A 16,683-nucleotide genomic window follows, 5' to 3' on the forward strand; every position below is an offset into this window, starting at 1 on the left:
TAACCGTCGGCAGCCCGCTTGGCGCAAGGCTGTCAAGATGGCTGGTCAAAAATTGACCAGTGCCCGGATCAGGCTGCCCAAAGCGTCAGCTCGCCGCCAGTGGTGATGAACTGCTGGCCCCTGCGTACCAAGTGCCTTCCATCGGCCAGCTCGTATCGTGGCGGGTCGTGGTCCTTGCCGTCCTGGCTGGGCTCGCCCTTGAACTCGATGATGACGTAGGTATCGCCATTGTCGGCGACGGCCGGGAACTGTCGGAACGACATGGTCTGCCTCCTGGGAGACGTGGCCCGCGGGCCGGTAGCCGCGAGCTTGCCGCCGCCTCCGTTAGCGGGCCGTCATCAGTCGATGAATTGGAGCCGGGCCAGTTCGGCGTACAGGCCGCCTTCGGCCAGCAGCTGTTCGTGCGAGCCTTGCGCGACGATCCTGCCCTGGTCCATGACCACGATGCGGTCAGCCTTGAGCACGGTGGCCAGGCGATGGGCGATGACCAGCGTGGTGCGGCCGGCCATCAGCCGTTCCAGTGCCTGCTGCACCGAGCGCTCGCTCTGCGCGTCGAGCGCGCTGGTGGCTTCGTCCAGCAGCAGGATCGGCGCATCCTTGAGCAGCGCCCGGGCAATGGCGATGCGCTGCTGCTGGCCGCCGGACAGGCGCGCGCCGCGTTCGCCCAGGTCGCTGGCACAGCCATCGGGAAGCTGGCGCAGGAAGTCATCGGCCTCGGCGGCGCGGGCAGCGGCTTCAACCTCGGCGTCGCTGGCGTCCAGTCGGCCATAACGGATGTTGTCCATCGCGCTGGCAGCGAACAGCGCCGGCTGCTGCGGTACCAGCGCGATCTGCCCGCGCAGTGCGGCCGGGTCGAGCTGGCGCAGGTCGATGCCATCGATGTGGATCGCGCCGTGCTGCGGGTCGTGGAAACGCAGCAGCAGCGACAGCACCGTGCTCTTGCCCGCGCCCGAGGGGCCGACCAGGGCCACGGTTTCCCCAGGGCGCACGGTGAGTTCGAAGTCCTGCAGGGCCGGACTGTCCGGGCGCTGCGGGTAGTGGAATCCGACCTGCTCGAAGTGGATCCCGCCGCGCAACGGTACTGGCAGCGCGACCGGCCTTGCCGGGGCCACCACCGCGGGGGATTCGTGCAGCAGTTCGGAGATCCGGCCCATGCCGCCGGCAGCGCGCTGCAGTTCATTCCAGACCTCGGCCAGCGCGCCGATCGAACCGCCGCCGATCAGTGCGTACAGCACGAACTGGCCGAGGGTGCCGGCGGTCAGCCGCCCGGCGATCACGTCGTGGGCACCGGACCACAGCACGGCGACGATGGCGCCGAACACCAGCACGATGGCCGCGGCGGTGACCAGCGCCTGGGTACGGATGCGACGACGCGCGGTCGCTACCGAAACGGCCAGGGCCTGTTCGAAGCGGCCGCGCTCGTACGGTTCGCGTGCGTAGGCCTGCACCGTTCGTACCGCGCCCAGGGTCTCGGCCGCCAGGCTGTTGGCCTCGGCGATACGGTCCTGGCTGGCGCGGGAGATCTTCTGCAGGCGGCGTGCGCCCAGGATGATCGGCAGCACCGCCAGCGGGATGCCGAGCAGCGCGTAGGCGGCCAGGCGCGGGCTGGTGATGAACAGCATCGCCAGGCTGCCGACCACGGTCACGCCGCTGCGCAGGGCCACCGACATGGTCGAGCCGATCACGCTGCGCAGCAGTTCGCTGTCGGCGGTCAGTCGCGACACCAGCTCGCCGCTGCGGTTGCGGTCATGGAAGCCGGCGTCCAGCCCGACCAGGTGCGCGTACAGCCGACCGCGCAGGTCGGCCACGACCTTCTCGCCCAGCAGGGCCACGAAGAAGAACCGCGCCGCCGTGGCCAGCGCCAGCACTACCGCCACCAGCATCAGCAGGGCGAAGGCGCGGTTGATCTGGCCGCCGCCGGAAAAACCGTGGTCGATCATCTGCCGCACGGCCATCGGCAGGCTCAGCGTGGCGGCCGAGGACACCGCCAGCGCCGCCAGCCAGGCGGCGAACAGACCACGGTGGCGGCGCACGAACGGCCACAGCGTGCCGAGGCTGCCCAGCTTGCGCAGGGATTTTTCCGAAGCCGCGGTCGGCTCAGTCATGGGTCTGGGTTTCCGTGAGGCGGGCGCGGTCGCGGGTGGCATCGCGCAGGCGCTGGCCCAGCGCGGCGACCTGCGCGGCGGGCAGGCGCAGCAGCAGTTCGATGCCGTCGGCGTGGAAGGTCTCGTTGAGCTTCTCGGCTGAATGCGCCGGCAGCAGGGCGTGGACCACGCCAGTATCGGCGAAGTCGCACCGCAGGTTGATCTCGGCCAGTTCCACCAGCGGCTGGCGCGGAGCGGTGCGCAGGCATTCGGCCGCGCTGCCGCCATAGGCGCGGACCAGGCCGCCGGCGCCAAGCTTGATCCCGCCAAACCAGCGGGTCACCACCACCACCACGCGGTCGAAGCCCTGGCCATCAATCGCGGCCAGGATCGGGCGACCGGCGGTGCCGGCGGGCTCGCCATCGTCGCTGGAGCGGTATTCGCTGCCGAAGCGGTAGGCCCAGCAGTTGTGGGTGGCATCGGCGGCCGAGACGCGCTGGACGAAGGCCAGCGCCTGGGAGGCATCGTCCAGGGGCGCGGCCTGGGCCAGGAAGCGGCTGTGTTTGACCTCCAGCAGGTGACTGGCGGGCGCGGCGAGGGTGTCAGGCATCAGCGTTATTCTAGTAGCTGGCGCCGGCAGTGTCCGTGGTCTACCCGGGTCGCGCCGGGTCGTTACCTCCTGCATGCTGCGCCGGCTGCATCCGGACGTTATGCTGGCCCGCGGGGGAGGTGACCGGTGTCCGGCACCATTGCAGGAAACCGGAATGATGTCGTTGAGCAAACCAGGGTCGATCGCGTTGCGTGCCTTTTCGGCTGAGAAGCTGACGGCTGCACTCGTCGATTCATTACCCTCCGGGGCCGCCGTTGCCCTGGCCTGGGAGGACGAGGTGCTGGGGCAGGGCAGCAGTGCCCACCCGCCGGGAGCCGGTGCCCTGCAGGAGCAGGCGCAACAGGTCCTGCTCCATACCACCACCAATACCGTGCCCGGTGACGAACGCATGCGCCACGTCTGGACGTCCAGCCGGGGCAATACCCGGTGGGCGCTGGTCGCCGAGCCCACCGCGGCACTGGAGCCGGGCGAGCGCCAGGGCTGGCTCGCCCTGGCCACGGCAATGGTCAACAGCGCCGTCGAGGTCGCCACCCAGCGGGTAAGGATCGAGCAGCTGGAGCGCTCCAAGCTGCTGCAGGAAGCCCTGTACGAGATCGCAGACCTGGCCGGCGCCGACCTGGAAATGGGGGAGATGCTGCGCGAGGTGCACCGCGTGCTCGGCCTGCTGATGTATGCGGAGAACTGCTTCATCGTCGAGTACGACGACGAGCAGAACACTCTGCGCTTCCTGTACTTCGCCGACGCACTGGACACCTTCCTGCCCGACCCCGAACGCCGTTACCACGAGCGGGAGATGCCCAACAGCCTGACCTTCGCGATGCTGCGTAGCGGTGCCGCGCTGAGTGGCCCGTCCAGGGACCTGCTGCTGAAGATTGGCGCCGACGTGCAGGCGAACGGGCCGGACAGCTTCCACTGGCTGGGCGTGCCGATGCGTCGCGACAACCGGATCTCCGGTGCGATCGTGGTGCAGAGCTACGAGGCCGGCGTGCACTACAGCGAGGAGGACCGGGCGCTGCTGGACTTCGTGGCCAAGCACATCCAGACCGCGATGGACCGCCGCCAGGCCCAGGTGCAGCTGGAGCTGCGCGTGCAGGAACGCACCCAGGAACTGCGCCGCGCCAACCTCAGCCTCCAGGAGGAGATCGCCGAGCGCAAGCGCGCCGAGAAGCTGCAGCTGGCGCTGTTCGGCATTTCCGAGCTGGCGATGAGCTGCCAGACCCTGGACCAGTTCTACGCCGAGGTTCATGGCGTGGTCGGCCAGCTGCTCGATGCCCGCAATTTCTACATTGCGCTGGTCAATGACGCCGGCGACGGGCTGGACTTCGTCTATTCAGTGGACGAGTTCAGCGCACGCGGGTCGCGCCCGTTCAGTGGCGGCCTGACCGAATACACCCTGCGCAGCCGCCGCGCCGTGCTGGTCTCGCGCGAGGACATCGACGAACTGCAGCTCGCCGGCGAGGTGCACGAGTTCGGCGTGCGTTCCCACTGCTGGCTGGGCGTGCCACTGTTCAGCGATGACGACGTGGTCGGCGTGATCGTGGTCCAGAGTTACTCCAGCGAGGTGCGCTTCACCCGCCACGACCAGCGCCTGCTGGCCTTCGTTGCCCACAACATCGGCAACGGCCTGGCCCGCCAGCGTGACCAGGCACGCCTGCGCCATGCGCACGCCGAGCTGGAAGTGCGCGTGGAAGAGCGCACCCGCGAACTGGAAGAGGTCAACCAGAAGTTGCTGGCGCAGATCGGCGAACGCCTGCGCGCCGAGCAGCGCCTGACCCATCAGGCAATGCATGACGTGCTGACCGGCCTGCCGAACCGCCTGCACCTGCTCGACCAGCTCGAGGACGCTATCCAGCGGGCAAAGTACGGTGATGGCCAGTCCTTCGCGGTGCTGTTCCTGGACCTGGACCGGTTCAAGCTGGTCAACGACAGCATCGGCCATGCCGCCGGCGACCGCATGCTGGTGGAAGTGGCCAAGCGCATCGTCGCGATGATGGATCCGGACGACGTGGTGGCGCGCCTGGGTGGCGACGAATTCGCGATCCTGTTCAACGGTGTCGGCGATCCCGATGTGGCCGCGACGCGTGGACAGGAGCTGCTGGCCGCCCTTGAACAGCCGATGCTGGTTGATGGGCGCGAGCTGTTCCCGTCCGGCAGCCTGGGCATCGCGATGTGGCACACGCGCTACCGCAACGGCCAGGAACTGCTGCGCGACGCGGATGCGGCCATGTACCGCGCCAAGGCCAAGGGCCAGGACCGCTGCGTGCTGTTCGACGAGGCCATGCGCGAGGCGGCCATGCGCAGCCTGGACATGGAGGCCGACCTACGCCGCGCGATCAACAATCACGATTTCCTGCCGTACTACCAGCCGATCGTGCGCCTCGAGGATGGCGTGGTGATCGGCCACGAAGCGCTGCTGCGCTGGCAGCACGAAACCCGTGGCGTGCTCGCACCCGGTGCGTTCCTGGAGCTGGGCGAGGAAAGCGGGCTGATCGAACAGGTGGACTGGCTGCTGTACGCGCAGGTGATCGAGCGCCTGGCGCGGGGTGGCAAGGGCTATGTGTCGGTCAACGTGTCGCCGCGGCATTTCCGCTCGCCGGACTTCATCCCGCGTCTGTTCGGCCTGATCGAATCGGCCGGTGCCGATCCGCACCGGCTGCGGGTGGAGATCACCGAGATGGCGCTGGCCGACGACGATCCGCGCACCCTGCGCGTGCTGCAGTCGCTGCGCGAGCGCGGGATCCTGGTGCAGCTGGACGACTTCGGCACCGGCTTCTCGGCGCTGTCCTACCTGCACCGCTTCCCGATCTCGACGCTGAAGATCGACAAGAGCTTTATTGCCGGCCTGCACGGCGACGATGGCCAGAGCACGCTCACGCTGGTGCGGGGCGTGCTGTCGCTGACCAATACGCTGGGCATCGAGACCGTGGGCGAGGGCATCGAGACCGAGCAACAACTGCAGACCCTGCGCGAGCTGGGCTGCGATTACGGGCAGGGCTACCTGCTCGGTCGTCCCGCACCGCACCAGGCCAGTCCCTGAAGAAGGTCACCCAATACCGTTGGCACCGGGTGACCGATGGATACCGCACCGCAAGCGCCGGCGCGGGTGCGTGGCAACGCGTGGTCACCCCGCCAAGGACCTACCGCATCACGTTCTTGCGCTTTTCATCAATCCACTTGCTGGCCTGCGCCGGCTCATAAGCCCGCATCCACTCCAGCATCTGGTCGATATCCGCGCCGTACCACAGGTCGGCGCGCTGGGCCGGGTGCAGGAAACGCTCGGCCACCATGCGGTCGATCATGCCGATCAGCGGCTCGTAGAAGCCTTCGATCTCGAAGAAGGCACACGGCTTGTTGCCGATGCCCAGCTGGCGCCAGGTCAGCATCTCGAAGATCTCTTCCATGGTACCGAAGCCGCCGGGCAGGGCGACGAAGGCATCGGAGAGATCGAACATCCGCATCTTGCGCTCGTGCATCGAGCCAACGATTTCCAGCTCGGTCAGGCCGCGGTGGGCGACTTCCCAGTCGGCCAGCTGCTGGGGGATGACGCCGGTGACTTCACCGCCGGCGGCCAGCACGGCATTGGCAACCGTGCCCATCAGGCCGACGTTGCCGCCGCCATAGACCAGGCGCAGGCCCTCGCGGGCAATGCGGTCGCCCAGGGCTATCGCGCGTTCGGTGTAGGCCGGCTTGTTGCCGGGATTGGAGCCGCAGTAGACGCAGATTGATTTCATGCAGGATTCCTCGAAAACAAATTACCGGTATCCGGCCCGCCGGTGGCGGGCGGAAAGCAGGAAGGCCCCGCCGGGGCGGGGCCTTCCTGGGTAGGCCAACCTTGGATCAGTTGGCCTTGTGAATCGCGCGCTTGTCCACGGCCATGGCCGCGTCGTGCACCGCTTCGGACAGCGACGGGTGGGCGTGGCAGATGCGCGCCAGGTCGTCGGCCGAGCCGTTGAACTCCATGGTCAGCACGCCTTCGTGCACCAGCTCGGACACGTTCGGCCCGATCAGGTGCATGCCGAGCACGCGGTCGGTCTCGGCATGGGCGATGACCTTGACGAAGCCGGTGGCCTCGGCCATTGCGACGGCGCGACCGACCGCAGCGAACGGGAAGGTGCCCGCCTTGTACGGCACGCCCTCGGCCTTGAGCTGCTGCTCGGTCTTGCCGACCCAGGCGATTTCCGGACCGGTGTAGATGACGTACGGAATGGTGTCGAAGTTGACGTGGCCCGGCAGGCCGGCGATCAGCTCGGCCACGGCGATGCCTTCCTCGAAGCCCTTGTGGGCCAGCATCGGACCGCGCACGCAGTCACCGATCGCCCAGACGCCGTCCACGCCGGTGTGGCAGTGGTCGTCGACCACGATCTGGCCGCGCTCGTTGAGCTGCACGCCGGTGCCTCCGGCCAGCAGGCCCTTGGAAGCGGCGCGACGGCCGACGGCCACCAGCAGCTTGTCCACGACCAGGTTCTGCTCGCCCTTGTCGTCGGCGAAGGTGATGGAGACTTCCTTCTTCTTGCCCTTGCCGGTGACCTCGGCCTTGGAGACCTTGGCGCCCAGCTTGATGTCCAGGCCCTGCTTCTTGAACTCGCGGGCGGCCAGCTTGGCCACTTCGGCGTCGGCGGCCGGCAGGAACTCCGGCATCGCCTCGAGGATGGTGACCTCGGCGCCGAGGCGCTTCCACACGCTGCCCAGCTCCAGGCCAATCACGCCGGCGCCGATGACGGCCAGGCGCTTCGGAACCTCGGTGAAGTCCAGCGCGCCGACGTTGTCGACGATGGTTTCGCCGTCGAACTTCGCGAACGGCAGTTCGATCGAATCCGAACCGGCGGCGATGATGACGTTGGTGCCCTTGAGCTCGACCTCGGAACCGTCGTGCTGCTTGACCTTGACCACGTTGCCGGCCTGCAGCTGGCCGAAGCCGTAGTAGGTGGCGACCTTGTTGGCCTTGAACAGCATGGCGATGCCGCCGGTGAACTGCTTGACGATGCCGTCCTTGCGCTCGACCATCTTGGCCACATCGATCGCCGCATCCTTGAAGCTGATGCCGTGCTGGTCGAACTTGTGCAGCATGTTCTCGTACTGGTGCGAGGAGTCCAGCAGCGCCTTGGACGGGATGCAGCCCACGCGCAGGCAGGTGCCGCCCAGGGCCGGCTTGCCGTCCTTGCCCAGCGCGGCGTCGATGCAGGCCGTCTTCAGGCCCAGCTGCGCGGCGCGGATCGCGGCGTGGTAGCCGGCCGGGCCGGCACCGATGACGACGACGTCGAATTGTTCAGCCATTTGATGGTTCCTTGTTGCTTTCCCGAGCTTCGGTGCGAAGCCGGTGGCGCGAGGGCGCCGGGGAGAAGGCGTGGCGCGGAGGCGCGGCCGTAAAGCCAGACCCCTCTCCGCTGCCGGAGAGGGGTCCTGGGGATTACAGGCCGAACAGCATCCGGCCCGGGTTTTCCAGCTGGTTCTTGATGTCGACCAGGAACTGCACCGAGTCCTTGCCATCGATGATGCGGTGGTCGTAGGACAGGGCCAGGTACATCATCGGCGCGATCACGACCTGACCGTTCTCGGCGATCGGACGCTCCTTGATGGCGTGCATGCCCAGGATAGCGCTCTGCGGCGGGTTGACGATCGGGGTCGACATCATCGAGCCGAAGGTGCCGCCGTTGGTCACGGTGAAGGTGCCGCCCTGCAGTTCTTCCAGGCTCAGCTTGCCGTCACGGGCCTTCTTGGCGTAGTCGGCGATGCCCTTTTCGATGTCGGCGAAGGACATGCGCTCGACGTTGCGCAGCACCGGCGTGACCAGGCCCTTCTCGGTCGACACGGCGATCGAGATGTCGGAGTAGCCGTGGTAGATGATGTCGTCGCCGTCGATGGAGGCGTTGACAAGCGGGAAGCGCTGCAGCGCGTTGGCGGCAGCCTTGACGAAGAAGCTCATGAAGCCGAGCTTGATGCCGTGGGCCTTCTGGAACTCTTCCTGCAGTTCCTTGCGCGCAGCCGAGACCTTGGACAGGTTGACCTCGTTGAAGGTGGTCAGCATCGCCGTGGAATTCTTCGAATCCATCAGGCGCTTGGCGATGGTCTTGCGGATGCGGGTCATCGGCACGCGTTCTTCCGGACGTGCGCCACCGGCCTTGCCGGCACCGCCGTTGCGGGCGAAGTTGACGATGTCTTCCTTGGTCACCGCGCCGCGGCGGCCGGTACCTTCCACGTCAGCCGGGTTCACGCCTTCGGTGATGGCGGTGAAGCGGGCGCCCGGCGGCAGGCCGTCGGCGGCCGACTTGGCCGGAGCCGGGGCAGCAGCCTTTGCCGGAGCCGGAGCGGCTTCCTTCTTTTCCTCGGTCTTCTTCTCTTCGGCGGCCGGCGCGGCGGCTTCGGCCACGGCACCTTCCTCGATGATCGCCACGACCTGGCTGGAGGTGACGGTGTCGCCTTCCTTGAACTTGATTTCCTTCAGCACGCCGTCGACCGGTGCCGGCACTTCCAGCACGACCTTGTCGGTTTCCAGGTCGAGCAGGTTCTCATCGCGCTTGACGGCGTCGCCGACCTTCTTGTGCCAGCTGGCGATGGTGCCGTCGGCGACGGATTCGGGCAGTACCGGGGCTTTGACTTCGGTGGCCATGCGGGGAGCTTCCTGGTTCGTTATCTGTTTTGAAGGGGGAATTATTCAGCGACCTGGTCGTTGAACGTGTTGACCAGCGCGTCGGCGACCAGCTTCTTCTGCTCGGCGACGTGGTCGGCCATGTGTCCAACGGCCGGCGACGGCGAGCGCGCGCGCCCGGCGTAGTGCAGGGCCTGGCCATCGGCCAGGCAGGCCTGCAGGTGGTGGCGGATCTGGTACCACGCACCCTGGTTCATCGGTTCTTCCTGGCACCACACCACATCGGTCGCCTTGCCGTACTTCTTGAGCTCGGCGGCCAGCAGCGGACGCGGGAACGGGTACAGCTGCTCGACACGGATGATGGCCACGTCGTCCTGGCCACGCTTGGTCTGGTCTTCCAGCAGGTCGTAGTAGACCTTGCCCGAGCACAGCACCACGCGCTTGACCTTCTTGGCCTCGGCATTGGCATCGCCGATCAGGTGCTGGAACTCGCCGTTGGCCAGCTCGTCCAGGGTCGACACGGCCAGCTTGTGGCGCAGCAGCGACTTCGGGCTCATGACCACCAGCGGCTTGCGGGTGGCCAGGTGCATCTGGCGACGCAGCATGTGGAAGGCCTGGGCCGGGGTGGACGGCACGCAGACCAGCATGTTCTCCAGCGCGCACAGCTGCAGGAAGCGCTCCAGGCGCGCCGAGCTGTGTTCCGGGCCCTGGCCTTCGTAGCCGTGCGGCAGCAGCAGGGTCAGGCCGGAAATGCGGCCCCACTTGGCTTCACCGGAGGCGATGAACTGGTCGATCACCACCTGGGCGCCGTTGGCGAAGTCGCCGAACTGGCCTTCCCAGATGCACAGGGTGTTGGGATCGGTGGTGGAGAAGCCGTACTCGAATGCCATCACCGCTTCCTCGCTGAGCAGCGAGTCGATGATCGAGGCCTTCTCCGGCGAATCCACCAGCTGCCGCAGTGGCAGGTAGTAGTTGTCGGTCTTCTGGTCGTGCAGGATCGCGTGGCGGTGGGTGAAGGTGCCGCGACCCACGTCCTGGCCGACCAGACGCAGGCCGTGGCCCTCGTCCAGCAGGGTGGCGTAGGCCAGGTTCTCGGCAAAGCCCCAGTCACCGGCCAGCTCGCCGGCGGCCATCTTGCGACGGTCGTCGTAGACCTTGGCCACGCGCGAGTGCAGTTCCACGCCCTCGGGCACGGTGTTGATCAGGTTGGCCAGCTCCTTGAGCTTGCCCATGTCCACCTTGGTGGAGACCGGATCGGACAGCTTGCCGGCCAGCAGCCTGGGCCAGTCGACGAACAGCGGGCTGGTCGGCGGGGTCTTCTCGACCTTGGCCAGCTCGGTGGTCACTTCGCCGGCGTCGAGCTTGTCGCGGTAGGTGTCGACCATCGCCTTGCCGGCGCCGGCATCGATCACGCCTTCCTTCTCCAGCTGCTCGGCATAGAGCTCGCGGGTGGTCTTGTGCTTGCGGATCACCTGGTACATCAGCGGCTGGGTGATCGCCGGCTCGTCGGCCTCGTTGTGGCCCCAGCGGCGGTAGCACATCAGGTCGATGACCACGTCCTTGGCGAACTGCTGGCGGAACTCGAAGGCGAGCTTGGCAGCGAACACCACGGCTTCCGGGTCGTCACCGTTCACGTGCAGCACCGGCGCGGCGATCATCTTGGCTACGTCGGTGGCGTAACGGGTCGAGCGGGTGTCCTGCGGGTTGGAGGTGGTGAAGCCAACCTGGTTGTTCACCACGATGTGCACGGTGCCGCCGACGGTGAAACCGCGGGCCTGCGACATCTGGAACAACTCCATCACCACGCCCTGGCCGGCAAAGGCCGAGTCACCGTGGATCAGGATCGGCATCACCTGGCGACGGGCGCTGTCCTTGCGGCGCTCCTGGCGCGAGCGCACGGAGCCGGCGACGACCGGGTCGGCGATTTCCAGGTGCGACGGGTTGAAGGCCAGGGCCAGGTGGACCGGGCCACCGTCGGTGGCCACGTCGGCCGAGAAGCCCATGTGGTACTTCACGTCGCCGGCAACGGCGCGGTCGTCGTGCTCGAACTTGCCTTCGAACTCATCGAACAGCTTGCGCGGGCTCTTGCCCAGGGTGTTGACGAGCACGTTGAGGCGGCCGCGGTGGGCCATGCCGATCACCACGTCCTTGACGCCATCCTTGCCGGCGTCACGGATGATGGTGTCCATCATCGGGATCAGCGAGTCGCCGCCTTCCAGCGAGAAGCGCTTCTGGCCGACGTACTTGGTATGCAGGTAGCGCTCCAGGCCCTCGGCGGCGGTCAGGCGCTCCAGGGTGCGGCGCTTGGTCTCGACGTCGAGGTTGTAGTTGCCGCCGGCGTTCTCGAGGCGCTGGTAGATCCACTGGCGCTGCTCGACCTCGGCGATGTGCATGAACTCTGCACCGATCGAGCCGGTATAGGTCGCCTTCAGGCGGGCCAGCAGGTCGCGCAGCTTCATGCGCTGCTGGCCGGCGATGCCGCCGGTGCTGAACTCGTCGTTGAGGTCGGCGTCGGTGAGGTGGTGGAACGGCAGGCCGAGGTCCGGTGGGTTGACCGGCGGGGTCAGGCCCAGCGGGTCGAGTTTGGCGCCGAGGTGGCCGCGCGACCGGTAAGCGGTGATCAGGCGGCCGACATTGCGTTCGCGCTCGTCGCCACCACCGGTGGCACCGGCGGTCAGGGCGTTCCTGGCTGCGTCGGAAATGTGGGCGATGACCGCGGAATGCGGGATGTCACCAGCTTCGCGGCCCTTGAAGCCGTCGAAGTAGGACTTCCACTTGGGGTCCACACTGTCCGGAGAAACGAGGTACTGCTCGTACAGGTCCTCGACGTAGGAGGCGTTGCCGCCGGCGAGCTGCGATGACTGCGCAAACTGCTTCAGTAGATTGTCCACGATGGAAGTTGGGTTCGCTGTGGGGGTACGGCTGGTAAACCGGCAGGGAAGGGGTGCGGGCCCTGCGCGGGCGTTGGTTAACAGGCGAAATTGTACCCCCAACCGGCGATGAAGGGGCGCGAAAAGGCCGTTTTGCGGGCCTTTGGTGGAACTGCAGACAGGTTGGCCGGGCGCGGCCGCCGGCTAGAAACCGAGGGCGCGAAGTTCGGTGCAATTGCGCGAACGCTCCCAGACCCGCTGCAAACCGTCGTCCAACGGCCGTGAACGTGCCGGGCTTTCCAGTCCGGCCTCGCCCTCGAAGCGGTGGCCGCTCAGACGAAAGTAGTAGTCCCCGGCATCGTTGAGCTGACACGCCGAGGCGATGGCGCGGTCCACCGGGTCGCGGACCTCGCGGATGCGGAACACACTCGGCAGCCGCTGGGTCAGTGCCAGTACCGGGCTGCCCTCCTGCTGGACGTGGGCTGCGTCATGGACCAGCACGAAGGCCTGCTTGTCGTGGCGGGCGGTGGCGAAGCGGCGCAGGGCTTCCTGGGCCTCGGGGGCATCCAGCACGCCAGGGTCCAGCCGCCGGCTGTGGATGAACAACCGGCGCCGGGCGCGATGGATGATCGCCGTGGTGATGGCTACGGCTTCCTCGATCCGGTCGATGGTGGCCGCCCCGCCGAGCAGGCGGCGCATGCCGACATGGGCGATGCCGGCTTCCTCGAATACCTCGCTCTCGGGCAGGAAGCCCTGGCGGGCGTAAAAAGCGCGCGCGGGCAGCTGGGCGTGCAGGTGTACCGCGTGCAGGCCGCGGGAGCGGGCCTGGTCGATCAGCGCCAGCAGCAGGGCCTCGCCCACGCCGCGGTTGCGCCAGTCGGCCAGTACCGCCATGCGCCCGATGCGGCCATCCGGCACGAGTCGCCCGGTCCCGATCGGCTGGCCGGCACCGTCGGTGGCCAGCACGTGGACGCTGAGCGGGTCCAGCGCATCGGTTTCCAGTTCGGCCGGGACGTTCTGCTCCTGGACGAACACGCGGTGACGGACCGCGTGCAGGTCATGCCGGCACGCGGCGTAGTCGGCGACGCTGACCCGGAAACCGGCACCCATGGCTCAGGCCTGTCGGGCGGTGTCGTCACCGCCGGTTCCGGCTTCCTCGTCGTCCTCGTCCTCGTCGAAGCCAACCACCACCTCGATGCCATCGTCGTGGACGTTGACCTCGCGCACGTCGGCATCGGCAGTGGTGTCGTCCTGGGTCAGAACCTCATCGACGGCGGCAATGACCTCGTCCCCGGCGTCATCTTCTTCGTCGAAGTCGGATTCTTCTTCGGCGAAGTCCGGGTCCATGAGCTGGTAATGGCCGCTGCCCACCAGGTCGTACAGGGCATCACGGCCCTTGGCGCCGAGCTTGCTCCATGCGCGGGCGTCGACCAGCTCGGCGCCGGCCAGGGCCTGGGCGTCCTTCACCGAAAGCGGGTATTCCAGGCCGCTGCAGTAAAGGGTTGCGCCCTTGGTTGCGCGGCGCCAGGCGGTGCGGGCCCACGGGTGGCGTTCGAGCAGCATGCCGGCCTGAAGCGCGGCTTCCAGGTGCTGGCGCGGCACCGGCTCGCCGCGGGCGACGATGTCGCCGGCTGCGCGGTAGGTGGTGATGAAGCGGCCGAACCAGTCGCCGAGGCGATCCGGATCGTTCATGCGCAGGGCGTTGAGCGCGGCGATGACGCGCTTCATCGAGGTGGCGTCGATCTCGTTCGGGTCTTCCGGCACCTTCAGGTCCGGATCCTGGTAGCGGATCGACTCTTCGGCGTCGGCCACCAGCGTGTCCAGCCAGTCGCTGATCAGCTCGGCCGAGGACGGGGCGCGCATGCCGAAGGAGAAGGTCAGGCACGGATCCACGGCCACGCCGTCATGCGGCACGTTCGGCGGCAGGTACAGCATGTCGCCCGGGGCCAGCACCCAGTCGTGGCTGGCCTTGAACTTCCTCAGCAGCTTGAGCTCGACGCCCTCGCGGAAATCCAGCGGCGGACGCTTGCCCCTGGTCGACTCGCTGGCATCGATCTTCCAGCGGCGGTGGCCATGGGCCTGCAGCAGGAATACGTCGTACTGGTCCACGTGCGGGCCGACGCCGCCACCGGTGGCGGCAAAGCTGATCATCACGTCGTCCATGCGCCAGCGCGGCAGGAAGTCGAAGGCCGGCAGCAGCGCGCGCACGTCCGGGTCCCACTTGTCCACGTCCTGCACCAGCAGGGTCCAGTCGTGGTCCGGCATGCCCGGGAAATCCTCTTCCTGGAACGGGCCGGTACGCACGCTCCAGTGGTCGGCGGCGCGATCGTAGGAGATCAGCCGCGCCAGTGCGCCTTCCTCGCAGGCCAGGCCGGCCAGGTCTTCGGGCATCAACGGGGTTTCGAAGTCCGGGAAGGCGTTGCGGATCAGCAGAGGTCGCTTCTGCCAGTAATCGCGCAGGAAGGTCGCGGCGGGCATGCCCAGCGGCAGCCCCGGACGCGCCTGGACTTCGATGGGATAGGTCTTTTGCTTGCGTGCGGCCATGGGGGAATCCTGGAAGCGGAACGATGATCGGCGCAGGGGCGCCTTGACCGGCCTATTGTCCGCCTGTTGCGGCCGCGCGCCCAGCCTTCATCCAGCCCTGGTGGCAATCCCGTCGTAACCGCGGCCCATGAACTGCAGCAGGCACCAGCCATGGCCGAACGGGTCGGCCAGGGCGACGATGCGGCCCCAACTGGCCTCGCGAATGCCGCCTTAGGCGCGCATGCTGGCTGCGAGGGCGCGGCCCAGTGCGGGTTCCAGCGCGTCGACCACCACGTCGACGTGCAGCGGCGTCCAGTGGCGCTGGTAGCTGCGCGCGTCTTCCGCCGCGCCGGTGCTGCCCGCGGGCTTGGCCAGCAGCCAGATCGGAACGGCGCCCAGTAGTTCGGTGCCATCGGTGCCGATGCGGCGGCCCGGGTGCAGGCCGAAGGCGGCGCAGTAGCAGGCCTCGGCGGCAGCCAGGTCGGGGACGTCCAGGTTGAGCAGGATCAGGATCTCCAACGTCATGCTCTGGAGTGGCAGGCTGCGGTCACGTAGCCGGGCATAACGAAGACGGCGGGGCTCTCGCCCCGCCGTCCTGGTAATCCATCGATGTGTGCCGACAGGCCGGTCAGATGGCCTTGGCCAGGCGCTCGGCCAGGCCGGCGTAGCCGCCCGGGGTCAGCTCGCGCAGGCGCTGCTTGGCGTCCTCCGGAAGTTCCAGCGATTCGACGAAGGCGCGCATCGACTCGGCGGTGATGCCCTGGCCGCGGGTCAGGGCCTTGAGCTGCTCGTAGGGGTTGGGGAGGCCGTGGCGGCGCATCACCGTCTGCACGGCTTCGGCCAGCACTTCCCACGCCGCATCGAGGTCGGCATCCAGTCGCTGCGGGTTCACTTCCAGCTTGCCCAGGCCCTTGGCCAGCGATTCCAGCGCCACCTGGGTGTGGCCGAAGGCGGTGCCGAGCGCGCGCAGCACGGTGGAGTCGGTCAGGTCGCGCTGCCAGCGGCTGATCGGAAGCTTGGCCGAGAAGTGCTCGAACAGCGCGTTGGCGATGCCGAAGTTGCCTTCGGCGTTTTCGAAGTCGATCGGGTTGACCTTGTGCGGCATGGTCGAGGAGCCGACTTCGCCTTCCTTGAGCTTCTGCTTGAAGTAGCCCAGCGAGATGTAGCCCCACACGTCGCGGGCCAGGTCGATGAGGATGATATTGGCGCGGCGTGCGGCATCACCGATCTCGGCGACATTGTCGTGTGGCTCGATCTGGGTGGTGTAGGGGTTGAACACCAGTCCCAGCGAGGTGACGAAACGCTCGGCGAAGGCCGGCCAGTCCACGTCCGGGTAGGACACGACATGCGCGTTGTAGTTGCCGACGGCGCCGTTGATCTTGCCGGTCAGCTCTACCGCGGCGATCTGCCTGATCTGGCGCTCCAGGCGGGCCACCACGTTGGCGATCTCCTTGCCGAGGGTGGTCGGCGAGGCGGTCTGGCCGTGGGTGCGCGAGAGCATCGGCTGCGCGGCCTGGGCGTGGGCGAGGCTGCGCAGGGTGGCGGCGATGCCGGTCAGCGACGGCAGCAGCACCTCGCGGCGGGCGCGCTCGAGCATCAGGCCGTAGGACAGGTTGTTGATGTCCTCGGAGGTGCAGGCGAAGTGCACGAACTCCAGTGCCGGGGCCAGCTCGGCGTCATCGCGCAGTTGTTCCTTGATGAAGTACTCCACCGCCTTGACGTCGTGGTTGGTGGTGCGCTCGATTTCCTTGACCCGCGCGGCCTGGGCCGGGCTGAAGCCATCGGCCAACGCACGCAGGCGCGCCTTGGCGGCGTCGGAGAAGTCGGCCAGTTCGACCACGCCCGGCTCGGCGGCCAGGGCCAGCAGCCATTCCACCTCCACCGTGATCCGGGCCTTGATCAGGCCGTACTCGGAGAAGATCGGGCGCAGCGCGTCGACCTTGCCGGCATAGCGGCCATCGAGCGGGGACAGGGCAAGCAGGGCGGATTCCGACATGGCGGTGACGAGGC

Annotated in this window: 12 protein-coding genes; 1 reads left to right on the top strand and 11 read right to left on the bottom strand. The window is 67.6% G+C overall.

The features are described from left to right. Nucleotides 1-68: 68 nt before the first annotated feature. From LG380_RS03545 to LG380_RS03555, 3 genes are all read right to left on the bottom strand, one after another. On the bottom strand, nucleotides 69-263 hold the full coding sequence (locus LG380_RS03545) for a hypothetical protein (protein WP_225763637.1): 195 nt from the start codon (nucleotides 261-263) through the stop codon (nucleotides 69-71). A gap of 75 nt (nucleotides 264-338) precedes the next feature. Beyond that, nucleotides 339-2,105 (bottom strand): ABC transporter transmembrane domain-containing protein, encoded by a 1,767-nt coding sequence (locus LG380_RS03550; RefSeq protein ID WP_225763638.1) that lies wholly within the window; start codon nucleotides 2,103-2,105, stop codon nucleotides 339-341. After that, nucleotides 2,098-2,694 (bottom strand): YigZ family protein, encoded by a 597-nt coding sequence (locus tag LG380_RS03555; protein ID WP_225763639.1) that lies wholly within the window; start codon nucleotides 2,692-2,694, stop codon nucleotides 2,098-2,100. The genes LG380_RS03550 and LG380_RS03555 overlap by 8 nt, the downstream gene beginning before the upstream one ends. Nucleotides 2,695-2,851: 157 nt before the next feature. Here LG380_RS03555 and LG380_RS03560 point away from each other — a divergent pair, with 157 nt between their 5' ends. Further along, nucleotides 2,852-5,731 carry an EAL domain-containing protein gene (locus tag LG380_RS03560; protein WP_225763640.1) on the top strand — a complete coding sequence of 960 codons (2,880 nt, stop codon included), beginning with the start codon at nucleotides 2,852-2,854 and terminating at the stop codon, nucleotides 5,729-5,731. 100 nt (nucleotides 5,732-5,831) lie between these two features. On the opposite strand, the gene LG380_RS03565 is transcribed toward LG380_RS03560, so the two are convergent. From LG380_RS03565 to purB, 8 genes are all read right to left on the bottom strand, one after another. Then, a complete protein-coding gene (locus LG380_RS03565; protein WP_225763641.1) occupies nucleotides 5,832-6,425 on the bottom strand; it encodes a TIGR00730 family Rossman fold protein in 594 nt (197 codons plus the stop codon). Between the two features lie 106 nt (nucleotides 6,426-6,531). Then, complete coding sequence (gene lpdA / locus LG380_RS03570; RefSeq protein WP_225763642.1) at nucleotides 6,532-7,968, bottom strand: dihydrolipoyl dehydrogenase; 1,437 nt, start codon at nucleotides 7,966-7,968, stop codon at nucleotides 6,532-6,534. A gap of 133 nt (nucleotides 7,969-8,101) precedes the next feature. Next, a complete protein-coding gene (gene sucB / locus LG380_RS03575) occupies nucleotides 8,102-9,301 on the bottom strand; it encodes a dihydrolipoyllysine-residue succinyltransferase (protein ID WP_225763643.1) in 1,200 nt (399 codons plus the stop codon). A gap of 41 nt (nucleotides 9,302-9,342) precedes the next feature. Continuing rightward, nucleotides 9,343-12,171: a 2-oxoglutarate dehydrogenase E1 component gene (locus LG380_RS03580; RefSeq protein ID WP_225763644.1), complete on the bottom strand. Its 2,829-nt coding sequence runs from the start codon at nucleotides 12,169-12,171 to the stop codon at nucleotides 9,343-9,345. A gap of 183 nt (nucleotides 12,172-12,354) precedes the next feature. Beyond that, nucleotides 12,355-13,260, bottom strand: coding sequence for a GNAT family N-acetyltransferase (locus LG380_RS03585; RefSeq protein ID WP_225763645.1), 906 nt, complete (start codon nucleotides 13,258-13,260; stop codon nucleotides 12,355-12,357). 3 nt (nucleotides 13,261-13,263) lie between these two features. Then, on the bottom strand, nucleotides 13,264-14,694 hold the full coding sequence (locus LG380_RS03590; RefSeq protein WP_225763646.1) for a cupin domain-containing protein: 1,431 nt from the start codon (nucleotides 14,692-14,694) through the stop codon (nucleotides 13,264-13,266). A gap of 210 nt (nucleotides 14,695-14,904) precedes the next feature. Next, the gene (locus LG380_RS03595; RefSeq protein ID WP_318780075.1) at nucleotides 14,905-15,198 is read right to left on the bottom strand and encodes a hypothetical protein; all 294 of its coding nucleotides are present in this window, start codon (nucleotides 15,196-15,198) and stop codon (nucleotides 14,905-14,907) included. Nucleotides 15,199-15,301: 103 nt separating this feature from the next. Next, nucleotides 15,302-16,669, bottom strand: a complete 1,368-nt coding sequence (gene purB / locus LG380_RS03600; RefSeq protein ID WP_225763647.1) for an adenylosuccinate lyase — start codon at nucleotides 16,667-16,669, stop codon at nucleotides 15,302-15,304. Between the last annotated feature and the right edge of the window lie 14 nt (nucleotides 16,670-16,683).

Origin of the sequence: Stenotrophomonas sp. Marseille-Q4652 (genome assembly GCF_916618915.1) — a bacterium.
In the GTDB taxonomy this organism is placed as follows: Bacteria; Pseudomonadota; Gammaproteobacteria; order Xanthomonadales; family Xanthomonadaceae; genus Stenotrophomonas.

Excerpts from the sequence above, each read along its gene's own strand:
- LG380_RS03550 (WP_225763638.1), bottom strand. The coding sequence starts at position 2,105 with ATGACTGAGCCGACCGCGGCTTCGGAAAAATCCCTGCGCAAGCTGGGC.
- LG380_RS03590 (WP_225763646.1), bottom strand. The coding sequence starts at position 14,694 with ATGGCCGCACGCAAGCAAAAGACCTATCCCATCGAAGTCCAGGCGCGT.
- LG380_RS03560 (WP_225763640.1), top strand. The coding sequence starts at position 2,852 with ATGTCGTTGAGCAAACCAGGGTCGATCGCGTTGCGTGCCTTTTCGGCT.
- LG380_RS03595 (WP_318780075.1), bottom strand. The coding sequence starts at position 15,198 with ATGACGTTGGAGATCCTGATCCTGCTCAACCTGGACGTCCCCGACCTG.
- purB (WP_225763647.1), bottom strand. The coding sequence starts at position 16,669 with ATGTCGGAATCCGCCCTGCTTGCCCTGTCCCCGCTCGATGGCCGCTAT.
- LG380_RS03585 (WP_225763645.1), bottom strand. The coding sequence starts at position 13,260 with ATGGGTGCCGGTTTCCGGGTCAGCGTCGCCGACTACGCCGCGTGCCGG.
- sucB (WP_225763643.1), bottom strand. The coding sequence starts at position 9,301 with ATGGCCACCGAAGTCAAAGCCCCGGTACTGCCCGAATCCGTCGCCGAC.
- lpdA (WP_225763642.1), bottom strand. The coding sequence starts at position 7,968 with ATGGCTGAACAATTCGACGTCGTCGTCATCGGTGCCGGCCCGGCCGGC.
- LG380_RS03565 (WP_225763641.1), bottom strand. The coding sequence starts at position 6,425 with ATGAAATCAATCTGCGTCTACTGCGGCTCCAATCCCGGCAACAAGCCG.
- LG380_RS03545 (WP_225763637.1), bottom strand. The coding sequence starts at position 263 with ATGTCGTTCCGACAGTTCCCGGCCGTCGCCGACAATGGCGATACCTAC.
- LG380_RS03555 (WP_225763639.1), bottom strand. The coding sequence starts at position 2,694 with ATGCCTGACACCCTCGCCGCGCCCGCCAGTCACCTGCTGGAGGTCAAA.